The organism is Fretibacterium fastidiosum (genome assembly GCF_964642095.1).
Taxonomy (GTDB): Bacteria; Synergistota; Synergistia; order Synergistales; family Aminobacteriaceae; genus Fretibacterium; species Fretibacterium fastidiosum.
In genome coordinates this window covers 807,294-828,526 of sequence record NZ_OZ209244.1, presented here as the reverse complement: position 1 = coordinate 828,526, position 21,233 = coordinate 807,294, and the positions used below count along the sequence as shown (strand labels likewise).

The following is a 21,233-nucleotide window of genomic DNA, read 5'->3' as shown; positions in this document are numbered from 1 at the left end:
TCAGGCCGTTTCATTCGCAATGTATAATCCTGTGATGTCCTCAACCTCCTGATCGATCATAAAGTACTTTATTGGTATATCTATTTTCATTAAGCTAATAAGAACGTTTTTCAAATCCTCCACGCATTGCACTTCATTAAAAGGTAATCGAACTATAAGAGCATTCAAACAACCGTTCATAAAATGATGCTCTTTTTCACTAAAAACCATACGCAAGTAGATGCCTTCTGCGTCATTCTTCATTCGACCTAACGGACTATACAGCCTTACCACTTTCAAATAAGCAATATCCTCAAATGAAATCTCTTTTTTAAAAACATATCCCCACCTAATGACTTCTTTCGTCAAGTCAATTTCTGCATATATTGGACATAAACACTTTGCCATCAAACTGCCAATATTGAATATCAGACCACTAAGCATTAAAGAAAACAAACACGGAAAAAGCTCCCCCTGAAAAAAATAATACGCCATTGATAACAGAAAAAAGGCTTTTATTGATATATCGTACACTAAAAATTGAATTGTACTTATGTTAACGATATATTTCCACCCCGTCCAAGCCGTGTGACGATACTTAACGCCATGTCCTGTATAATAAAAACCACAGTGAAAAATGTTTTTTGACACGTATTTTTTAGGAATAATAGCCATGACTTGCTCTTTCGTCATTGTTTTAGCCATCTTCTTTTGATATATCGATTTAGCAGAAGGTAATGGGATGGTGTGGGCAGTTCAGGCTCTTGATCCCTGCGTAGACAGGCTCGCCACCTTCCCCTCATCCGTCAGGTCTTTCAAGAAGGAGCAAATCTTGTCGGCGACGTACAGTTTGAGGGCATACTTGCTTTCACCCCTCTAACGATACTTTTTATCAATGAAACAATACACGGCGACAATAAACATCACACCCCACATAACCAGGAATTCCCCGCAGGTTGGAATTTTTCCACTTGTACTTAGGGGAGTTATGGAATTCATAATCATAATGAACATTGCACTTCACTCCTTTTCTCCAGAAACATCCCCAAAATCTATCCAAGACTGCCTATCCTGAAGATAATTCGCTCACCGTTCATTTCAGAACGGCCAGTACCAAGGCTTCCACCTCTTGCCACCGACGCTCTTGAGGTATTCCGCAACCATCGTATTTCCACACACCTCGGCCATGTCGAGCGGCGTGCTCTTTTTACCTTGACTGCGTAGAGCGTTGACCTCAGCCCCAGCCTCGACCAGGGCTTTCGCCACCTTCAGGAAGTCGGTTCCATCCCTTCCCGTGCGCTTCAGCATCTCGCTGAAGCTCTCCCATTCTCCCGAAGGTCTTTGGTCTGTCAGGGTTATTCCCGTCGACATGTGTAAAGGCGTTACACCCTCCATGCGGACATTGGGATTGGCCCCGCGTTCCAGCAGAGCGGACACCACCCGCCGCAGCCCCATGCCGGAGGCGAAACAAAGAGGCGTCACTCCTTCGTTGTTGCTGGCGTTGACATCAGCTCCCGACTGAATCAACAGGAGCACCACCTCTTCATATCTTCCTAACGTCGCCTCATGCAGCGCTGTTTTTCCCTTCTTAGTTCCAAGTCTATATCCATGAAGCACAAAAACGATGTGTTTTTATCCTATCAAGGTTGCCGCACCGTGTCAAGAGGGGAAACAAGAGGTTGTCGTCAATTTTCTAAAAAGAGGATTAAAACATAAACATTACTTGCGACAGGGCTTTCAAAAAAGAAGGGCTGCCAGCTCCTGATACCAATTCGCGTCTAATGTGGATTGCCTCCCCTGAAAGGGGGACTGACGAGCCCTGCAAGGGCGAGACTGGCGCCCCGTGAGCGGTAGCGAACGGCAAGCCGGAAGGCTCCCCGAAGGGGGGACTGAGGGGTTGTTTTGGCCCCGCAGGGGCTGGGGCCGGCGGCTGAAAAATTTGACAACGGAGGTCCCCTGAGGTATACTGCGCAGCATAAATTTTCGAGGATGGGAGATCGTGGGATGAAGCCTGAAACCGGGATCGTTCTTTTCGTGGGCGGCATGATGATGTGCATGGGCATGATGATGCGCATGTGCACAATGGATGCTGTCCGCTGAGGGTTTCAGGGGTCCTGTGCCGGGAGGCCCGGTCCATAGAGATCGAAGCGGGGAGCGGTGAAGCCCCGCTTTTTTTATTGGCGGGAGCGCGGTGCGTCCCGCTTTTTTTGTAGGCTGACAGGTTGGGCGGATGTCGGAAGAACGGCGTCGGCTCCTTGACTTAGGGGGAATGTGGCTTGATTGAGCTTGAGCACATCGTGAAGCGGTTCAGGGCGGACGGGGGCACGGCGGTGGACGCTGTGAACGACGTCTCCCTGAGGGTGGAGGACGGAGAGATCTACGGCATCATCGGCTTCTCCGGCGCGGGCAAGTCCACGCTGGTGCGGTGCATCAACCTGCTGGAGCGCCCCACGTCGGGCTCCGTCCGAATCGACGGCGTGGAGATGACGGAGCTGGCCCCGAAGGACCTCTATCGGGCGCGGCGGAAGATCGGGATGATCTTCCAGCAGTTCAACCTGATGCCTTCTCGAACGGTGGGGCAGAACGTGGCCTACCCCCTGGCGGGCAGCGGCCTGTCGCGGGAGCAGGTGCGGGAGAAGGTTCGGGAGCTCCTGTCGCTGGTGGACATCCTGGACAAGGAGGGGACCTACCCCTCGGAGCTGTCGGGGGGGCAGAAGCAAAGGGTGGCCATCGCGCGGGCCCTGGCCAACGAGCCGAAGATCCTGCTGTGCGACGAGGCGACCTCGGCGCTGGACCCGCAGACCACCGCGTCGATCCTGCGCCTGATCCGGGAGCTGAACCGCAGGCTGGGCCTGACGGTGGTGGTCATCACTCACGAGATGGAGGTGGTGAAGAGCATCTGCAGCCGCACGGCGGTGATGGAGCGGGGGCGGATCGTGGAGGAGGGCAGCGTCTTCGACATCTTTGCGACGCCACAGCACCGGACGACGAAGAACTTCGTGCGCTCCACGTCCCACCTCGCCAAGGCGGAGGAGCTGGTGTGGAACGACTCGAACGTCGTGAACCTGAGGCGGGGCGAGATCCTGGCGCGCCTCACCTACCTCCAGAACAGCGTCTCGACGCCCCTCATCTCGTCGACGGCCCGGAAGTTCGACATCGACCTGAACATCATCCTGGCGGACGTGGAGATCGTGGCGGACGCGCTGGTGGGCGGCACGGTGGTGATCTTCCAGGGCGAGCGGCGGAGGATCGAGGACGCGATCGAGTATCTGAGACAGCACAGCGTAAGGGTGGAGGTGATCAAGGATGCAGACGTTTCTGACTGAGGCGCTGCCGAACCTGATGAAGCGGCTTCCGGAGTTCTGGAAGGCCGTCGGCGACACGATCCTGATGGAGGTGTGGGCCGGGTCCATCTGCTTCGTCGTGGGGCTGTTCCTCGGCGTGGTGCTGACGGTGACGAGGCCGGGCGGAATCCTGGAACGGCCCGCGCTCTATCACGTGCTGGACAAGCTGGTGAACCTGTTTCGGTCCATCCCCTTCATCATCCTGCTGACGGCCCTGATGCCCCTCTCCCGCCTCCTGACGGGCACGGCCATCTACGTGCGCGGCGCCATCGTGCCGCTGGTGTTCGGGGCGGCGCCCTTCTTTACGCGCCAGGTGGAGTCCGCCCTGGCCCAGATGGACAAGGGGCTGGTGGAGGCGGCGCTCTCCATGGGATCGAGCCCCCTCGAGGTCATCTTCCGCGTGTACCTGCGGGAGAGCGTCGCCCCCATCGCGCGAGGCACCACCATCACCGCCATCAGCCTGCTGGGCCTGACGGCCATGGCCGGCGCCGTGGGCGCGGGAGGGCTGGGCGACTTTGCCATCCGCTACGGGCACGACCGAAACATGACGGACATCACGTGGGTGACGGTGATCCTCCTCGTGGCCGCGGTCAGCGTCGTCCAGTGGCTGGGCGAGCGCATCGCGCGCCGGAGCACCCACTGATTTTTCGAGGAGGCGCGCGCCCCGGTGCGGGACGGTCGGCGCTCTCTTGAAGCTTGCCCTGGGGTTGGGAAACGTAATCATTGCTGTTCTGTCAATTAACAACGAGGCACTGAAGCACTGGAGTGCAGCGGGGCGGCATGACGGTGCCTCTCATCCCCTGCCGCCATCTTTCGGAAAAGTGCGGGGGGCCTCCGGTCCGGAGGCCCCCGCTTAAAAGCGCTATGCGGCGCACCCTTCGACGCGCCCAACGCGTGCACCGGCTCTCACCGTTGCGGGACGTCCTTCCACTGCCAGGTCGTCCCGTCCGCGAACACGATCGCGTCCGGGTGGTGGAAGCCCGTGAACCATCCCGCCTTCTTGAACGTCACGCTCCCTCCCGGCAGCACCACCTTCACGCTGCCGCCGTGACGCTCAAGATGCACCTCTTTCGGCGCTATCCCAGGCCCCAGACGCAGTACCCCACGACGCTGACCCGATTTCTGCCCGAAGAAGTAGAAGTCCACCGTGTCCTCTCCGTCGCCCCGGTTCCAGATGAAGGTCTTGTGCGACTTGCCACCAAACAGGCTCCAGGTGTGGATGAAGTCGTCTCCGGGGCCACCGACGAACACGTCGTCGCCCCTTCCTCCCTTCAGCCGGTCTTCTCCCTCCAGCCCATAGAGCACCGCCGTCTCCCCTTTACGGCTGCGCGTCTTCATCCGGTCCGCTCCGCTGCCGCCCTTCTGCACCCCGAACGGAATCTCCACACGCCTCTCCGTCTCCTCCGCCGTCCAGACCGTGCCGTCCACGAAGACAACCCGGTCCAAACGCGCCCTGGCATCCCGATACCAGTCCTCCACCGTCGTGCTGGCCGATTCCGCTCCCCTTTCATTTGGCAGGGAGAAGACCAGGTCGCCGCCACTGCGGCGGAGCCACACCGTCTCGGGGACGATCCCAGGGCCGAAGTGCAGCTCGTCAACGTCCTGCGCCCCGCTGCTGCGGTTCGAGATCGTGTCGTGGCCGCCGCCCAGGGTCTGGACGTAGATGTCGTCGCCCTCCTTCCCCTCCAGCCAGTTGTCTCCCGCACTCCCAACCAGCACGTCCGCTCCATCCGTCCCCAGGAGCTCGCTGTCGCCCTCCGACGCGATCAGGACGTTACGCCCCGGATACTTCTCGCGGTAGTGGGCCAACTCTTCGACCGTCCCGCCGCCCCCGCTCTGCTTCCTCACCGTCACGGAGCAGACCGCCCGCACGGTTGCATCCGCTGCGGAGGTCGCCGTGATCTGCGCCGTCCCGACCCCGACGGCCTGGACGCTCCCGCCCGACACCGTCGCGACGGCAGGGGCTGACGTGCTCCACACGATCCGCTTGTCCGTCGCGTCCGGCGGTGCGACGAGGGCGCTCGGCTGCGCCGTCTCCCCAGGCCTCAGGGTCAGGGACGAGGGCGTCAGGACGATGGAGGCAATGGGCACGTCCGAGCTGACGGGCACGTCCCCGCTCGCGGGGGGCGTGACGCCGCCCGCCGCCCAGCTCTCCACTTCCTCCGCCGTCAGGCTCAGGCCGTCCGCAAAGGCGATCTCCCTCAGCTTTTTGCCCGCGCCGGAGTACCAGTCCCGCACCGTGACGGATCCCAGCCTTCTCTTGTTCTCATCCAGCAGGGTGATGACGATGTCCTTGCCAACCCTCTCAACGCCCATGGCGGAGAGCTCCACACCGCTGCCAATCCACAGCGTGGACTTCGCGCTGTCGTTGACGATCGTGTCGTCGCCGCCCCGCAGCTCCCAGGTGTAGAGGTTCTCGCCGCTGCCGCCCACGTACGTGTCGTCACCCGGCCCTCCGATGAACACGTCCACGCTCGCCGGGTTCGAGGCGCCCACCAGCACGTTGGCGCCGTCGTCGCCGCTGATGACGTTCAGGGTCGCCTGCCAGGCGTTCGGGTCGTAGCCCGGGTCGCCGTTGTCAAGCGGGTGGACCCCCTCCAGACAGAAGGCCACCACGACCTGGCGGGGCATGAAGCCCTTCGCCTCGTTCAGCTTCATCCGCCACGTGCCCACGCGGTCCACCCCCTCCGGCGCCACGTCCGCGGACACCGCGAAGGACGCCCGCGTGCCGTTGAGCTTCTGCCGGGCAAACAGCTCCCCGTCCGGCGTGAAGAGCGATACGTCGAGGGCGTGCAGCGTCTCCGTCGGAGGCAGGTCGAGTCCCAGCCTCTGGTCCGTGACCTGAAGCACGAAGGTCACGTCCCCGGACAGGGAGCACTCCACCTCGAAGTCCCGTGAGGCGGCCCTGCCCAGTTCCATGCTGCCGAGGCTGTCCCGCTGCACGGCGTCGCCGGAGACTCCAGCCTTGCTCAGCTCCGCCGCGGCCTCCCGCGTCGTCCGCCGCTCCTGCGCATACCGCACCGGCCCGGCCACAAGCTCGCGCATCAGCTTCTTCGCCTCCGGCGACGCGGCGACGGAGAGGTTCGGGTCCGCCGTGAAGGACGTGTAGATCACCTTCCCCTTTCCGAGGTCGAACTCCACCGCCATGGGGAAGAACTGCCGTTCCGCACCGAGGCTCGTCGGGCCACCGGTCAGGACCACGACCTCGCCCATGGCGAGGATGCGGATGCCGTCCGGCAGGGACTTGTACATCAGGGGCGCCTCGAGGTCCGGGGTGAACTGGACGGCGACGCGGCCCATGCCCGTCTCCTTCGCGAGGCGGCCCTTCAGGTCCACCCCGACGGCGTTGGGCGACGTGTGGCGTATCGCCCCCTTGCTGTAGAAGCCCAGCGGTTTTCCGGCCCTCGCAGCGAGGCGCTGGGCGAAGGGCCAGGACTCGCCGCAGATGAAGACGATTCCGCCGTCCGCCGCAACCTTTTCCGCCTTCGTCATCAGCTCACCGATCCACGGGAACCGCCCCGCCCCCAACGACAGGAAGGTATTGTACGGAAACGTGTCGACAAAAAAGGCGTCCGTTCCCTCTCCAGTCCATCGGCTGTTCAGCCGCTTGCCGAAGCCCGACAGGCACCATTGATTGAAGCCGCTGTCGTCGCTGGCGTTTTCGGAAGACTGAATCAAGGCCTTCAACCCTTTCGTATCCGCCCCTGTTCCGATAACCACGGATTCGTCCAGGATGAAGTCCACGGGCCAGAAATTACGGCTTTGAAGGTGATACGTCCCCCCAAAGATTCCAGGCAACGTTGCGCCTAAATGCCCCACATCAGAATCGTCGTCTTTATCGCCGACCGGCAACATCCTTGACGCTACCAGGACAGCTCCATCCGCCTTGTTTATGAGCCTGACGGCTGCGTTATTGAGAAGCCGTCCCCACTCTATGGGATATCTCAGCGCATAGTGCCCGTTGGCTTTAGCCTGCGTCACCCCGCTCTTATCCAAACCGAAAGGAATCAGCTGTGCCTGCATCTCGTAATCAGCACAGGCGTCGCCGGAGAGCAGCTCCAGTTCCCCATCGCTCTTCCTGAGAAAGAGCCTCCCCCCGATAACCCCCCCCTCGTCCTTTGAGCATATATTGTAGTTGATGGCGGTTACCTTCGTATACCGACCAATGCTCACGACCTCAGTACGATCCTCCAGGTCGTACCACCCATCCACGCTTCTATCTCCCTCGTTCAAAACCAGGTGATAAAGAAGTTTTTTAAAATTATCATTGCACTTACCCCCGTAGTTCTCCTGGACGAACTTATCGCTGGCATAGGCATAGCCATCGACAACAATGGCATGACTTGCTCGAGGATCATCTTCAAACCCTGCAAGCTGTATCATCACCGGCATGCCCATCTCAAGGCTGGGCGTGATGGTCTCCTCTGTTTCTTCTCGCGTTAAATCCGCAAGGTTGAAGAATAAGGCAAGCTGATTGCATCCGTAATAACGCGCGTCTTTGTAAAAGAAATACTTCTTGAGAATCCCCGGAGCCTTGAAAAAATATGAATTTCCCGCTGAAGATTTATACTCCGTCCTCATGGCTGCGCCAATATCGCGCAGGAACACGGCCATTTCATCCCTTCGGGGATCGGCGGAAGCGACGGGCGACAGGTCTGAGGACACGGGGTAAGGGATCATCAGGTCCCATTTATAGAAATTGCCCCTGTCCGAGCCTCCCTTCATCTTAACCCGTTTCCAGTTAAAAGGGTTTAAAAGGTTGCCGACAGAAATCGTAAACTCAGTGTCCGTATCCAGGGCCTCTCCGGGCAGCGCGGAGGCGCTGGGGTAGGCATTGGCGTACATTATTGTCCCCATCGAAGTGTTGACACACCCGGCTTGGGCGTGCTGAAGCCCCTCCTGCCCCTTCGCCACCTTATCGAGGGAGACGTTGAAGTAAGGCTCGCCGCTTACCGTCCCCACAAAATTCCAGCATATCGGGGCGCCCTGGTATTGCAGCAACGGCGGAACGACCTCCTGGTCTATATGCCCCTCCTCAGGTTTAGCGCAACTGATAGCACACCCCTCATCACAGGGCATCAGCAGGCCCAACAGCACGGCAAAGAAAACAAAATACCCCTTTCTCATGAACAACACACCCCTCTTTCTAAGATTTTGCGGAGAACTAAACGCCCTACGGCACCCTGACGCAGGGGAACGGCTCGACGTTCAAAAACATAACCAGCGGGATGTACATGTTGTCAAGAATACGCCACTTTTCATCACCCCGGTAGTCATAATCATCCATCGTTACAAGAGCCGGGTGTTTGAAATCCGGCACGGCAAGTACCGGGCCATTAAGCAAAAGACAATTCCCCATAGGCTTCGCCTTTGAGAGGCGCTCAGCAAAAAGAGCATCCCACAACGATTTATCCGTGTAATAGACGTCGCGCGACACTTCGGAGGAGAGCTCAAAGTAGCCCTTATTTGAAAGAGCGGCCTTCAATATATCATACTCAAACCGCGGCGAAAAAAATATCAATGAAGCGGTTTTGTTGAGGTCGACGTCAAGATAGCACACGTTGTCACGAAGGATAAAACGAAGCGCTCCGGCGTCAAAAAGCACCTTGTAGTTCACGCTTTCCATGGAAACGGCCGTTCCCCGGGCATCCGTTGAAGCGGCAATCTCCCCCAGGGTGCGCAGAAATTCTTCCCGGTCCGTCAGAAGGTAGTTTTCGTCCAGGCCGCGCCTGTCATAGACCGCTCTCAGCACATCACCTCTTATATTTTCGCTCAACTTTTCTATGTTCAATCGCTGGGGCCACACGCCCCTGAAGGGCGCAGGACGAAAGTCGTAATAACTATAAGGGTTATATAGTGGGACAGAAAAAGAGAGGAAAGCTGCTATAACAGCCAATACAAAAAAGACAAAAATTTTGCAGAGAATAGATACGATAATCTGGCCTAAACCAGAGCTCGTTCCTTCTTCGCGCAAGTCGAAGAAGAAAGCAAAGAGAACGATGCTCGTCAGAACATATCCAATGCATAACAGGCAGAACAAAATAAGGAGCCCGAGGCGCTTCCATTTCAGCGTTATGCCGCGATAGATCGTCCAGGAGAAATAAAACTCCGCACACAGCGCTGTTGTCCACTCGATCAAAAGGCTGGTCAACTTCTCCTCTTCGCCAAACAAAAGAAACGCCTCGTATTTACCCATCGAGCTTCGGATATTTAAAAAAAGCAAAAGGATAGCCGAAACGCAGACAAGGATATTGTATATCCTTGTCTCGTCCGGATGGAATCCCGATCCCTTAACGCCTGTAGCATCGTCGTCGACACGAGACATCTTAAAAAGCCTCCCTAACTTTTCAAAGTCAGGAGTAAAAGAAGTACGAAGTACTCTAAGTTTATCCCTGCCCCCGATTCGTGTCAAGGGTTACGACAGTTCCCCAATCCGCAGCTCACAACGACCTTAATCAAGCCCGTCATCGTATAGGTTAACTCAACTCCGACCTTGCATCCGTCCGGCGCGGCAAAAAACGCGCAAAACCTGACCTCGCCACACGTTAAAAACTTTGCCTTTGGATTTGGGAATCACTTTAAATCGGGCTTAACAGGAGCTATACGTCTCCATATGGCGGAATCACTGGCCTTGAAGAGGTATTTAAGGTCATCTGACGCAGGCGGAACGTTAATTGATGACGAACCATAGGGTTTTCGATAAGGCATACGTATTGCCGCCTTTTCAAGCCTTGTCTTGGCAGCATGACTTTTTCGCTGAAGCCCAAAATATCCCTTAATATGGGGTGGCTCAAGGTAAACCCAATCCACCACACATCTTCACTCGCTCCGGTCACATAAAAACTTATTTAAAGATGGATTCAGCAAAACTGGGTCATTGGGCCAATACAAATCGGGATACGCTTCAAGAAATACCTCTATATTGTTAACACCTTTTTTAACCTTTTCAAAAACATCTTTTTTAGTAAAATATACGTGGTATACTGTCTCCGATATAGAAGTTAAAATGTGGGGCACGCTAGCACGCATAAAATTCTTATCTTCAACCACAACCGTGTGGTCCAGCCAGTGGTACAGAAGCGGCGACGCCGCAAGCAGGAACAGCAACAGAACAACAAGCGTGCGTCTTGTAACGTACCGTTTCAATTGAAAACGCCTCCCTTCCAACGTACGGTACCCGCGACCCTTCGGTTAATCAAGATACAGGATAATAGGCCGTTGCAGCCCTTGAGGGCAGAAGCACCACCAAGCCCGACAGCAGAAGTGCTTTAAAATACCTGTTCATCATGAGTTCCCTCCTTGAAAAGTGCATCTTTCAACTCGGCTTCCACTTTAACAGCCCGTATCCAGACGACAGAGTCAGAGGCCTTGAAAAGAAACCTCTTATCATCTGAGATCGGGGGAGAATCGATCGATAAAGAGCCGTAAAGAGAGTGCCCGTACAGCAGCTCTCGTCTTTTTTCAATACTCTCTTTAATAGTCGGACTCGCTCTATCCAAGCCAAACCGACCTTCAACGTGCGGCGGCTCCAGGTCATACCCCAACCAGAACACATCTACACTGTCACCCAGTATGTAAAAGCTCATAAATGGAACGGATGAATTAGCAATGCTCGGATATTTTTCGACGAGCATTTTCATGTTGTCAACTCCTATCCTTAAATCAGACAGAAAAATATCCCTGCTCTCATTGTCCTTAGAAACGTAGTAAGAAAGTTTGTCTTCCAAAGAACACAACCGCAAAAGAACGACTCTAACAGGAGAAATAGCATGCCCTCCTTGTATCAGCCTGTCATAAAACACCAGCGTGTGGTCCAGCCAGTCGTACACCAACGGCGACGCCGCAAGCAGAAACAGTACCAGAACCACAAGCGTGCGTCTTGTAACGTACCGTTTCAACTGAAAACGCCTCCCTTCCCAACGCACCACACCCGACAACCCTTCGGTTAATCAAGATACAGGATAATAGGCCATTGCATCCCTTGAGGACAGAAGCACCACCAAGTCCGACAGCAGAAGTGCTTTAAAATACCTGTTCATCATGAGTTCCCTCCTTGAAAAGTGCATCTTTCAACGCGGCTTCCACTTTAACAGCCCGTTTCCACACGACAGAATCAGAGGCCTTGAAAAGAAACCTCTTATCATCTGAGATTGGGGGAGAATCGATCGATAAAGAGCCATAGAAAAAGTATCCCAACCGTTTTTGATTGGAGACTTCTTCAATCCTCTTTTTAACAGTCAGGTTCGCTCTGTCCAGGCCAAACCGCCCGTCAAGGTGCGGTGGCTCCAGGTTATACCCCAGCCAACACACATCTCCGCTGTCTCCCGTTATGTAAAAGCTCTTAATAGAGGGTTCAGTCTTATATTGATATTTTTCAGTAAGCATTTTCATGTTGTTGACTCCCCTCCTTAAATCGGACAGTAAAATGTCCCTGCTTTCATTGTATTTAGAAACATAGTAACAAAGGATATCTTCCATATAACCCAACCGCCCATCAACGACTCTGACAGGAGGAAAGGCATGCCCTCCCTGTATCAACCTGTCATAAAACACCAGCGTGTGGTCCAGCCAACGGTACACCAACGGCGACGCCGCAAGCAGAAACAGTACCAGAACCACAAGCGTGCGTCTTGTGACGTACCGTTTCAACTGAAAACACCTCCATTCCCAATGTACTGCACTCGGCACCCCTTTCTCATGAACAACACACCCCTCTTTCTAAGATTTTGCGGAGAACTAAACGCCCTACGGCACCCTGACGCAGGGGAACGGCTCGACGTTCAAAAACACAACCAGCGGGATGTACACGTTGTCAAGAATGCGCCACTTTTCATCATTCCAGTAGTTATCGTCACGCATCGTTACAAGATCCGGGTGTTTGAAATCCGGCACGGCAAGTACCGGGCCATTAAGCAAAAGACAATTCCCCATAGGCTTCGCCTTTGAGAGGCGCTCAGCAAAAAGAGCATCCCACAACGATTTATCCGTGTAATAGACGTCGCGCGACACTTCGGAGGAGAGCTCAAAGTACCCCTCCTCGTTTACAAGAGCAACATGATAAATATAATGCTCAACCTTAAACGGAGGCGAAAAATAGATCAATGAAGCGGTTTTGTTGAGGTCGACGTCAAGATAGCACACGTTGTCACGAAGGATAAAACGAAGCGCTCCGGCGTCAAAAAGCACCTTGTAGTTCACGCTTTCCATGGAAACGGCCGTTCCCCGGGCATCCGTTGAGGCGGCAATCTCCCCCAGGGCGCGCAGAAATTCTTCCCGGTCCGTCAGAAGGTAGTTTTCGTCCAGGCCGCGCCTGTCATAGACCGCTCTCAGCACATCGCCTCTTATATTTTCGCTCAACTTTTCTATGTTCAATCGCTGGGGCCACACGCCCCTGAAGGGCGCAGGACGAAAGTCGTAATAACTATAAGGGTTATATAGTGGGACAGAAAAAGAGAGGAAAGCTGCTATAACAGCCAATACAAAAAAGACAAAAATTTTGCAGAGAATAGATACGATAATCTGGCCTAGACTAGAGCTCGTTCCTTCTTCCCGCAAGTCGAAGAAGAAAGCAAAGAGAACGATGCTCGTCAGAACATATCCAATGCATAACAGGCAGAACAGAATAAGGAGCCCGAGGCGCTTCCATTTCAGCGTTATGCCACGATAGATCGTCCAGGAGAAATAAAACTCCGCACACAGTGCTGTTGTCCACTCGATCAAAAGGCTGGTCAACTTCTCCTCTTCGCCGAACACAAGAAACGCCTCGTATTTACCCATTGAGCTTCGGATATTTAAAAAAAGTAAAAGGATAGCCGAAACGCAGACAAGAATATTGTAAATCCTTGTCTCGTCCGGATGGAATCCCGATCCCTTAACGCCTGTAGCATCGTCGTCGACACGAGACATCTTAAAAAGCCTCCCTAACTTTTCAAAGTCAGGAGTAAAAGAAGTACGAAGTACTCTAAGTTTATCCCTGCCCCCGATTCGTGTCAAGAATTATGGAGAGGTCTGTCGTCGATCAGTCGTAATGTCACCCTGTAAAAAGTTGTAAAGGACAAAAAGGACGAGCCCATGAAACTTCACAAACCCATTCCACACCACCTCTGAAATCGCTCTTTCCAAGAAAAGTGATGACGCTAACTCAGAGCAGTGAAATACTAAGGAGGACATTTGCTCTGAGCCCTTAAGGGTGACTTTTCTCTGGCTACCGACGGGAGCTTCGGCCCTTTGTGCCGAAAGCGCGACCGACGGCTGAAAAATTTGACAACGGAGGGCCTCTGAGGTATACTTCGCAGCATAAATTTTTGAAGATGGGAGTTCGTGGGATGAAGCCTGAAACCGGAATCCTTCTTTTCGTGGGCGGCATGATGATGTGCATGGGCATGATGATGCGCATGTACACAATGGATGCTGTCCGCTGAGGGTTTCAGGGGTCCTGTGCCGGGAGGCCCGGTCCATAGAGATCGAAGCGGGGAGCGGTGAAGCCCCGCTTTTTTTATTGGCGGGAGCACGGTGCATCCCGCTTTTTTTGTAGGCTGACAGGTTAGGTCAATGTTGGAAGAACGACGGTGGCTTCTTAACTTAGGGGGAATGTGGCTTGATCGAGCTTGGGCACATCGTGAAGCGGTTCAGGGCGGACGGGGGCACGGCGGTGGAATCTGCCCTGGCTCAGATGGACAAGGGGCCCGTGGCCGCGGTCAGCGTTGTCCAGTGGCTGGGCGAGCGCATCGCACGCCGGAGCACCCACTGAGGCGGCGTCCCTTAAAATTTTTCGAGGAAGCGCGCGTCCCGGTGCGGGCGGCCAGCGCTTCCTTAGAACAAGACGAAAGGAATGGTTTGGATGAAAAAGGCGTTTTTTGCGGCGGCAGTGCTTGCACTGGCCCTGACGGGCACGGCGACGGCGGCTCAGACGGTGAGGCTGGGTTTGGTGGGCGGTATCTACGAGGACTTCTGGGCTCCGGCGAAGGAGGAGCTGGCGAAGGAGGGGATCGACCTGGAGTTCGTGCCCTTCACGGATTACGTGACGCCCAACCGGGCGCTGTCGGACGGCGACATCGAGCTGAACGCCTTCCAGCACGACATTTACCTCCAGAACGAGATCAAGGAGTACGGCTACAAGCTGACGAACATCGGCGGCACCTTCATCGAGGCCATGAACATCTTCTCTCGGAAGGTGAAGTCCGTCTCGGAGATCAAGGACGGGGACACCGTGGCCATCCCGAACGACGTGACCAACGGCGGGCGGGCCCTCAAGGTGCTGGCCGCGTCGGGGCTCATCACGCTGAAGGAGAGCGCGGGCTTCAGCCCGACGGTGGCGGACGTCGAGAAGTACAACGTGAAGGTCGAGATCAAGGAGATGGCGGCCAACATCATCCCCGCCGCGCTGCCGGACGTGACGGCCGCCGTCATCAACGGAAACTACGCCATGGACTTCGGCTTCAAGCTGGAAGACGCCATCTTCCGGGACACGAGCCTGAACGAGAAGCCCTACTGGAACCTGGTGGCCGCGCGGACGGCAGACCTGGAGGACCCCGCCAAGGTGGAGCTCTACGGCAAGGTGATGAAGGCCTTCCGGTCCGAGGCCACGAAGGCGGTCCTCGACAAGATGTTCGGCGGCTACGTGGTGTGCGCGGGCTGGGACGAGGACTTCCTAGCGCCCTTCCGCAAGTAGCGCGGGTGTAAGGAGGACCTTTGCGATGAAGCGGGTCTTTTTTGCGGGCGCGATCCTTGTGGCGTTCCTCGGCCTGACGGGCGCAGCCACTGCGGCCCAGACGGTGAAGCTCGGCGTGGTGGGCAGCCTCTACGAGGACATGTGGGCTCCGGCGAAGGAGGAGCTGGCCAAAGAGGGCATCGACCTCGAGCTGGTCCACTTCTCCGACTACGTGACGCCCAATCGGGCGCTGTCGGACGGCGAGATCGACCTGGATGGCTTTCAGCACGACATCTACCTCCAGAACGAGATCAAGGAGTACGGCTACCGGCTGACGACCGTCGGCAGCACCTTCATCATCCCCCTGAACCTCTACTCCAGGAAGGTGAAGTCCGTGGCGGACCTGAAGGACGGCGACGTCATCGCCATCCCCAACGACCCCACCAACGGCGGGCGGGCCCTCAAGGTGCTGGCTGCGGCCGGGATCGTCAGGCTGAAGGACGGGGCCTCCTTCAGCCCCACGAAGGAGGATATCGAGGAGTACAAGGTGAAGGTCGAGATCAGCGAGATGGCGGCCAACACCATCCCCTCCGTGCTGCCGGACGTGGCGGCGGCCATCATCAACTGCGGCTACGCGATGGACTTCGGCCTGACGGCGGAGGACGTCCTCTTCAACGACACGAGCGTCAGCGACCGCGAGTACTGGAACATCATCGTCGCGCGGACGGCGGACCTGGAGGACCCGGCGAAGGTGGAGCTCTTTCGGAGGATCGTGAAGGCGTTTCAGTCGCCGGCCACGAAGGCCGTGTTCGACGGAAAGTTCGGGGGCCAGTTCCTGCCCGCGGGCTGGGGCGAGGACCTGTTGAAGAGGCCGTAGGTCGGTTCCTCTCCGCCGCTGTCGGGGAGGGCGGGCGCGGGGGGTCCCCCGCGCCCGCTTTTTTTGTCCGCCTCCTGCAGAGAATATAGTCCGCGGATCGCCGGCCCGTTGGTAAATAAGCCTGCGGGCATGGTATAGTGGGGAGCGGGTGGAAACACATTCCCGAAAGGAGAGGTTCGACGTGAAGAGGTATGCGGAGATGGCCCAGGGGGAGCTGGAGGCGGAGCGGCAGGCGGTGCGGGGCCGCTACGAGGAGCTGAAGGGGCGGAAGCTGAGCCTGAACATGGCTCGCGGCAAGCCCGGCAAGGCGCAGCTCGACATGGTCTCCGGCATCTTTGACGTGCTGCGGAGCGACTCCGATTTCATCGTTGACGGGATGGACGTCCGGAACTACGGCGGGCTGGAGGGGCTGCCCTCGGCCCGGAAGCTCTTTGCGGAGCTCCTGGGCGTCCTGCCGTCGCAGGTGCTGGTGGGGGGCAACGCCAGCCTTCAGCTGATGTACGACGCCGTCTCGAAGGCCTTCACCCACGGACTGCTGCGCAGCGAGCGCCCATGGAGCCGTGAGCCCGAAGTGAAGTGGCTCTGCCCGGCGCCGGGCTACGACCGCCACTTCAGGATATCCGAGACCTTCGGCATGACCATGATCACGATCCCCATGACGCCTGCGGGGCCGGACATGGACGCCGTGGAGCGCGAGGTCCGGGACCCGGCGGTGCGGGGCATGTGGTGCGTGCCGAAGTACTCGAACCCGGACGGCATCGTCTACTCCGACGAGACCGTCCGCCGCATCGCGGCCCTGAAGCCCGCGGCGCCGGACTTCCTCCTGATGTGGGACAACGCCTACTGCGTCCACGAGTTCGAGGGGGACTACGTCCCCTTCCCGGACATCCTGAGCCTGTGCGCGGAGGCGGGGAGGCCGGACATGGTCCTGGAGTTCGCCTCCACCTCCAAGATCACGCTGCCGGGGGCGGGCGTCGCCGCGGCGGCCATGAGCGAGGCGAACCTGAAGTACTTCAGCAAACTGTTGGACGTTCAGGTGATCAGCTTCGACAAGGTCAACCAGCTGCGCCACGTCCGCTTCCTGAAGGACAAGGCGGGCGTCCTGGCCCTGATGAAGAGGCACGCGGAGATCCTGCGCCCGAAGTTCCACGCCGTCCTGGAGGCGCTGGAGCGGGAGATCGCGCCGCTTGGCATCGCCGACTGGCAGCACCCGAAGGGCGGCTACTTCGTGAGCGTCAACTGTATGCCGGGCACGGCCGGGGAGACGCTGCGCCTGTGCCGCGAGGCCGGCGTCACGATGACCGCCGCCGGGGCGACCTTCCCCTACGGCCGCGACCCTCAGGACAGCAACGTGCGCATCGCGCCGAGCCTGCCGCCGGTGGACGAGCTGAAGCAGGCCATCGACGTCTTCTGCACCTGCCTGAGGCTGGCCGCGCTGGAGAGGCTGGCGGCGATCCCCGCGCGGTAGGGCTGTCGGGCGTGCGTTCGGCGCGGGGGGCCTCTCTCCTCCGCGCCTTTTTTGTCGGGGTCGGGCCGGCAGGCCTTCGGAGGTGATGGGATGGAGCGGACGAGTCGGGGTGCGTTGGTCGCCATGAGCGGCGGGGTGGACAGCAGCGTGGCCGCCTGTCTGGCGATGGAAGCGGGGTATCGGTGCCTGGGGGCGACGATGCGCCTCTTTCCGGACGAGCCCGCCTGCGGCCGCCCTCGAGGGGACGCGGAGGACGCCGCCGCGGTCGCGGCGCTCCTGGGCATCCCCCACGAGGTTTTGGACTGCGCGGCGGACTTCAGGCTGAAGGTCGTCGAGAAGTTCATCGCGACCTACGAGCGGGGGGGGACGCCCAACCCCTGCATCGACTGCAACCGGCACCTGAAGTTCGGCCGGCTCTTGACGGCTGCGCGGGAGAGGGGGCTGGACCTCGTCGTCACGGGGCACTACGCGCGCATCGGCTGGGACCCGGACCGGGGCCGGCACCTGCTGCGGAAGGGGACGGACCCGGCGCGGGACCAGAGCTATGTCCTCTGCATGATGACGCAGGACCAGCTGGCCCACACCCTCCTTCCCCTGGGGGGGATGACCAAGGACGCGGTGCGCCGGGTCGCCGAGGCCCGCGGCCTGATCAACGCGCAAAAGCGCGACTCCCAGGACATCTGCTTTGTGCCGGACGGGGACTACGCCGCCTTCATGGAACGCTACACGGGGAGGTCCTATCCGGCCGGGGACTTCATTGACGCCGCGGGGCGCGTCCTGGGGCGCCACCGCGGCATCGTGCGCTACACCGTGGGCCAGCGGAAGGGGCTGGGCATCGCCAGTAGCGCGCCGCTCTTCGTGACGGCCATCGACGCTGACGCCAACACCGTCACGCTGACGCACGGGGAGGGGCTCTCCGCCCGCGGGGTCACGGCGCAGGACTTCAACCTCATCGCCGTGCCCTCCATCCGGCGCCCCCTGCGCGTGAGGGCCAGGGTGCGCTTCCGCCAGCGGGAGGTCCCCGCCACGGCGGTGCAGGCCCCGGAGGGCCTGCGCGTGGAGTTCGACGAGCCGCTGCGGGCCCCGACGGTGGGACAGGCCCTCGTGCTGTATGACATGGAGGAGGAAGACGTCGTGGTGGGCGGCGGCACGATCAGCGGGGTGGTGCGCTGACCTCACCGCCCCGTCGCCGTGCCCCGAAGGAGGAGAGCGCGATGGCGGCCAGGATGAGGACGCACCCCAGCGCCTGGGGCGCCGTGGGCCGCGCCCCAAGGACGAGGGCGGTGAAGAGGAGCGCCGAGGGGACCTCCATGGAGGTCAGCAGGGTGACGGTAGGGGCGGGGATGTACTGCAGGGCCGCGTAGAAGGCGGAGAAGCCCAGCACCGTTCCGCCGAAGAGGGGGATGGCGATCAGGCCCATCTGGGCGGGCGTCAGCGTCGCCATGTCGCCCCAGCCCTCGGCGAAGGTCTTGTAGAGCGCTATCCAGAGGGTCCCCAGGAGGTGGGACCAGCAGAAGAAGCCGAGGCCGCTCATCCCTCCTCCAGACCCGGCCCGCCCGCAGAGCGCCTGGGCCGTGATGCCGAAGATGGCCAGCACGCCCCAGAGGAGGCCGGGGATCGAGATCCCTGCGTCAAACCTCCACTCCGGCGTGAGGACGGAGCAGGTGACGCCGGCAAAGACGATGGCGGCGCCGATGAGGTCGCAGGCGGTGGGGCGCTCGTGCAGCAGCAGCGCAGACCCCAGGGCGATGACGAAGGGGTTGACGTAGTGCAGGACGTTGGCCGTGGCCACGGGCAGGTAGACCACGGAGAGCATGAAGCCCAGGTAGTCGAGGGCGGGGGCCAGGATCGACAGGAGGAGGACCCGAAGGAGGTCCCGCCGCGGCGCCCTCAGATGCCGCGGGGCCAGGAGGCGAAAGAGCAGCCACAGGACGGGACCTCCCACGGCGCAGCGGAGGAAGGTGACGGTGACCATGGAGACGCCCTGCTGTCCCATGAGCTTGTACGCCGGGCTTCCGGCGCCCCAGATCAGCCCCGTCGCCGCGGCCAGCGTGATTCCCAGCACAACCCTGTTCAAGTTCAAAACCAGTCCTTTCGCCCTTCAGGTGAGGCAGAAAACTCATAAAACCGGGTTCCAACGTACGTTATACCAATTCGCGTTTTTTAATATGGATTGCCTCCCCTGAAAGGAGAGGTGGTTCGCGTCAGCGAACCGGAGGGGTTCAGCCAGACGACGCAGCTTACGCAATCGCGTCAGCGATTGCGGCGCTGCGTTGGTCGGCTGTGCCGAAGCAAGGCAATTGATTGCCTTGTGGAGGCGTTGACGGGGAATGTCAGACAGGCGCGTCTTATGAAAAACACCCCCCAGCCCCTTCGGGGCAGCCCCCCTTGCAGGGGGGCCTTTCTTGCCCTTCTTTAAACGCGAATTGGTATTAGCCCCTTTGGCCGCGCTTTGCAGCTCAAAACTCGAAAATTCTGCCCATGACGGACGCAAACTTCGCTTTTAGTATATTATAGGCCATATATTCTGAAGGAGGGATGAGGATGGGCGATGCGGTGCGGTACGTCTGTTCGGAGTGCGGCCACGTCACGATGACGCGGACGGGGCGCTGCCCGTCCTGTGGGGCCTGGGGCGCCCTGGAGGCCGTCCCGTCCGCGCCCGCCGCCCGACCGGGACGGCGGGGCGCAGGCCCGCGGGCGGCCGCACCCGCGAGGGTGGTGAGCGCCGTCGAGGTCAGGCCTCCGGCGCGGCTCTCCACGGGCATCGGCGAGCTGGACCGCGTGCTGGGCGGCGGACTGACGCCGGGCGGGGTGGTCCTCATCGGAGGGCAGCCCGGCATCGGCAAGTCCACGCTCCTGCTCCAGGCGGCGGGGCGCGTGGCCGCGTCCGGCCGGAAGGTGCTCTACGTGTCGGGGGAGGAGTCGGAGGCTCAGGTGGCCCTGCGTGCCGCGCGCATTGGGGCGCTGTCGGAGCACCTGATGCTCTCCTGCGGGACGGACCTGGAGGGAGCTCTGGCGAACCTGGAGGACGCGGCCTTCTTCGTGCTGGACAGCGTGCAGGCCATGCGGTCCGGGGAGGAGGGGACCTGGCCCGGTACCCCGACGCAGGTGAGGGCCGTAGCCCAGGGGGTTCTGGACGCCGCGCGGGAGCGAAACGTCCCCGCCGTCATGATCGGGCACATCACGAAGGAGGGGCGGCTGGCCGGCCCGATGCTGCTGGAGCACATGGTGGACGCGGTGCTGGACTTCTCCGGGGAGGGCTATTCCTCCTATCGAATGCTCCGTGCGGTGAAGAACCGCTACGGCAGCACGGAGGAGCTGGGCGTCTTCGAGATGCGGGAGGACGGCCTCGTGCCGGTGGAGGACAAGAGCGGGCTCTACTGGAACCGCTCGGACTCCGCGGTGCCCGGCGTGGCCATGACGGTCGCGCTGGAGGGGACGACGCCCCTTGCGGCGGAGATCCAGACGCTGGCCACCCCCACGGTGTTCCCCTACCCAAGGCGCACGGCCCGTGGCGTGGAGCTGAACCGTCTCCAACTGCTGGCGGCGGTGGTGGAGCGGCGGTGCGGCATCGCCGCCAGCGCCCACGACCTGTACCTCAACGTGGCGGGAGGCCTTTCCATCCAGGACCCCTCCGCGGACCTGCCCGCCTGCGCGGCCCTGGCCAGCGCCCTGAGGAACACGCCCCTCCCCGGCGGCTCCTGCTGGCTGGGGGAGGTGGGCCTGGCCGGGGAGGTGCGCCCGGTGTCCCGCATCGGCATGAGGCTTCGGGAGGCGGCGCGCCTGGGCTTCACCTCGGCCGTGGTCAGCTCCAGAGAACGGATCGACCGGGACGAGGGCCTTGAGCTCCTCCGCGTCGCGCACCTGGACGAGGCGTTGGCCGCGCTGATCCTTAAGGAGCGCTGATTGCATCGG

General features: G+C 59.3%; 17 protein-coding genes and 1 pseudogene. 8 read left to right on the top strand and 10 right to left on the bottom strand.

Going from position 1 to position 21,233, the window contains the following annotated elements:
• Positions 1 to 684 (bottom strand): hypothetical protein, encoded by a 684-nt coding sequence (locus ACK28C_RS03765; protein WP_409152458.1) that lies wholly within the window; start codon positions 682 to 684, stop codon positions 1 to 3.
• A gap of 393 nt (positions 685 to 1,077) precedes the next feature.
• Entirely contained in the window at positions 1,078 to 1,596 is a 519-nt protein-coding gene (locus tag ACK28C_RS03760) for an ankyrin repeat domain-containing protein (RefSeq protein ID WP_279369712.1), read from the bottom strand.
• Positions 1,597 to 2,255: 659 nt separating this feature from the next.
• Here ACK28C_RS03760 and ACK28C_RS03755 point away from each other — a divergent pair.
• Positions 2,256 to 3,305: a methionine ABC transporter ATP-binding protein gene (locus ACK28C_RS03755; protein WP_208872600.1), complete on the top strand. Its 1,050-nt coding sequence runs from the start codon at positions 2,256 to 2,258 to the stop codon at positions 3,303 to 3,305.
• Positions 3,286 to 3,966, top strand: coding sequence for a methionine ABC transporter permease (locus ACK28C_RS03750; RefSeq protein ID WP_208872601.1), 681 nt, complete (start codon positions 3,286 to 3,288; stop codon positions 3,964 to 3,966). Before ACK28C_RS03755 ends, ACK28C_RS03750 begins: the two co-directional genes overlap by 20 nt.
• 263 nt (positions 3,967 to 4,229) lie before the next feature.
• Here ACK28C_RS03750 and ACK28C_RS03745 read toward each other — a convergent pair whose 3' ends face one another.
• The 7 genes and pseudogenes from ACK28C_RS03745 to ACK28C_RS03715 all read right to left on the bottom strand — a co-directional run bounded on the left by ACK28C_RS03745 (position 4,230) and on the right by ACK28C_RS03715 (position 13,229).
• Entirely contained in the window at positions 4,230 to 7,001 is a 2,772-nt protein-coding gene (locus tag ACK28C_RS03745) for a calcium-binding protein (RefSeq protein WP_409152635.1), read from the bottom strand.
• A gap of 609 nt (positions 7,002 to 7,610) precedes the next feature.
• Positions 7,611 to 8,402, bottom strand: a pseudogene (locus ACK28C_RS03740) (C10 family peptidase); the annotation flags it as partial.
• Positions 8,403 to 8,496: 94 nt separating this feature from the next.
• The gene (locus tag ACK28C_RS03735; RefSeq protein WP_409152457.1) at positions 8,497 to 9,648 is read right to left on the bottom strand and encodes a hypothetical protein; all 1,152 of its coding nucleotides are present in this window, start codon (positions 9,646 to 9,648) and stop codon (positions 8,497 to 8,499) included.
• Between the two features lie 494 nt (positions 9,649 to 10,142).
• Positions 10,143 to 10,469, bottom strand: coding sequence for a hypothetical protein (locus ACK28C_RS03730; protein ID WP_208872605.1), 327 nt, complete (start codon positions 10,467 to 10,469; stop codon positions 10,143 to 10,145).
• Between the two features lie 122 nt (positions 10,470 to 10,591).
• Positions 10,592 to 11,221: a hypothetical protein gene (locus tag ACK28C_RS03725; RefSeq protein ID WP_208872606.1), complete on the bottom strand. Its 630-nt coding sequence runs from the start codon at positions 11,219 to 11,221 to the stop codon at positions 10,592 to 10,594.
• Positions 11,222 to 11,345: 124 nt separating this feature from the next.
• The gene (locus tag ACK28C_RS03720; protein WP_208872607.1) at positions 11,346 to 11,972 is read right to left on the bottom strand and encodes a hypothetical protein; all 627 of its coding nucleotides are present in this window, start codon (positions 11,970 to 11,972) and stop codon (positions 11,346 to 11,348) included.
• 96 nt (positions 11,973 to 12,068) lie between these two features.
• On the bottom strand, positions 12,069 to 13,229 hold the full coding sequence (locus tag ACK28C_RS03715; protein ID WP_409152456.1) for a hypothetical protein: 1,161 nt from the start codon (positions 13,227 to 13,229) through the stop codon (positions 12,069 to 12,071).
• Between the two features lie 691 nt (positions 13,230 to 13,920).
• Here ACK28C_RS03715 and ACK28C_RS03710 point away from each other — a divergent pair.
• From ACK28C_RS03710 to mnmA, 5 genes are all read left to right on the top strand, one after another.
• Positions 13,921 to 14,073 (top strand): hypothetical protein, encoded by a 153-nt coding sequence (locus tag ACK28C_RS03710; RefSeq protein ID WP_208872610.1) that lies wholly within the window; start codon positions 13,921 to 13,923, stop codon positions 14,071 to 14,073.
• A gap of 90 nt (positions 14,074 to 14,163) precedes the next feature.
• On the top strand, positions 14,164 to 14,994 hold the full coding sequence (locus tag ACK28C_RS03705) for a MetQ/NlpA family ABC transporter substrate-binding protein (RefSeq protein WP_015556046.1): 831 nt from the start codon (positions 14,164 to 14,166) through the stop codon (positions 14,992 to 14,994).
• Positions 14,995 to 15,019: 25 nt separating this feature from the next.
• Positions 15,020 to 15,850: a MetQ/NlpA family ABC transporter substrate-binding protein gene (locus ACK28C_RS03700; protein WP_015556047.1), complete on the top strand. Its 831-nt coding sequence runs from the start codon at positions 15,020 to 15,022 to the stop codon at positions 15,848 to 15,850.
• Between the two features lie 181 nt (positions 15,851 to 16,031).
• Entirely contained in the window at positions 16,032 to 17,318 is a 1,287-nt protein-coding gene (locus ACK28C_RS03695; RefSeq protein ID WP_409152454.1) for an aminotransferase class I/II-fold pyridoxal phosphate-dependent enzyme, read from the top strand.
• 90 nt (positions 17,319 to 17,408) lie between these two features.
• Complete coding sequence (mnmA, locus tag ACK28C_RS03690; protein WP_208873951.1) at positions 17,409 to 18,491, top strand: tRNA 2-thiouridine(34) synthase MnmA; 1,083 nt, start codon at positions 17,409 to 17,411, stop codon at positions 18,489 to 18,491.
• Here mnmA and ACK28C_RS03685 read toward each other — a convergent pair.
• Positions 18,472 to 19,401, bottom strand: a complete 930-nt coding sequence (locus tag ACK28C_RS03685) for a DMT family transporter (RefSeq protein ID WP_409152453.1) — start codon at positions 19,399 to 19,401, stop codon at positions 18,472 to 18,474. The genes mnmA and ACK28C_RS03685 overlap by 20 nt on opposite strands.
• Positions 19,402 to 19,862: 461 nt before the next feature.
• On the opposite strand from ACK28C_RS03685, the gene radA reads away from it, so the two are divergent.
• The gene (radA, locus tag ACK28C_RS03680; RefSeq protein WP_409152452.1) at positions 19,863 to 21,224 is read left to right on the top strand and encodes a DNA repair protein RadA; all 1,362 of its coding nucleotides are present in this window, start codon (positions 19,863 to 19,865) and stop codon (positions 21,222 to 21,224) included.
• Positions 21,225 to 21,233: the final 9 nt, after the last annotated feature.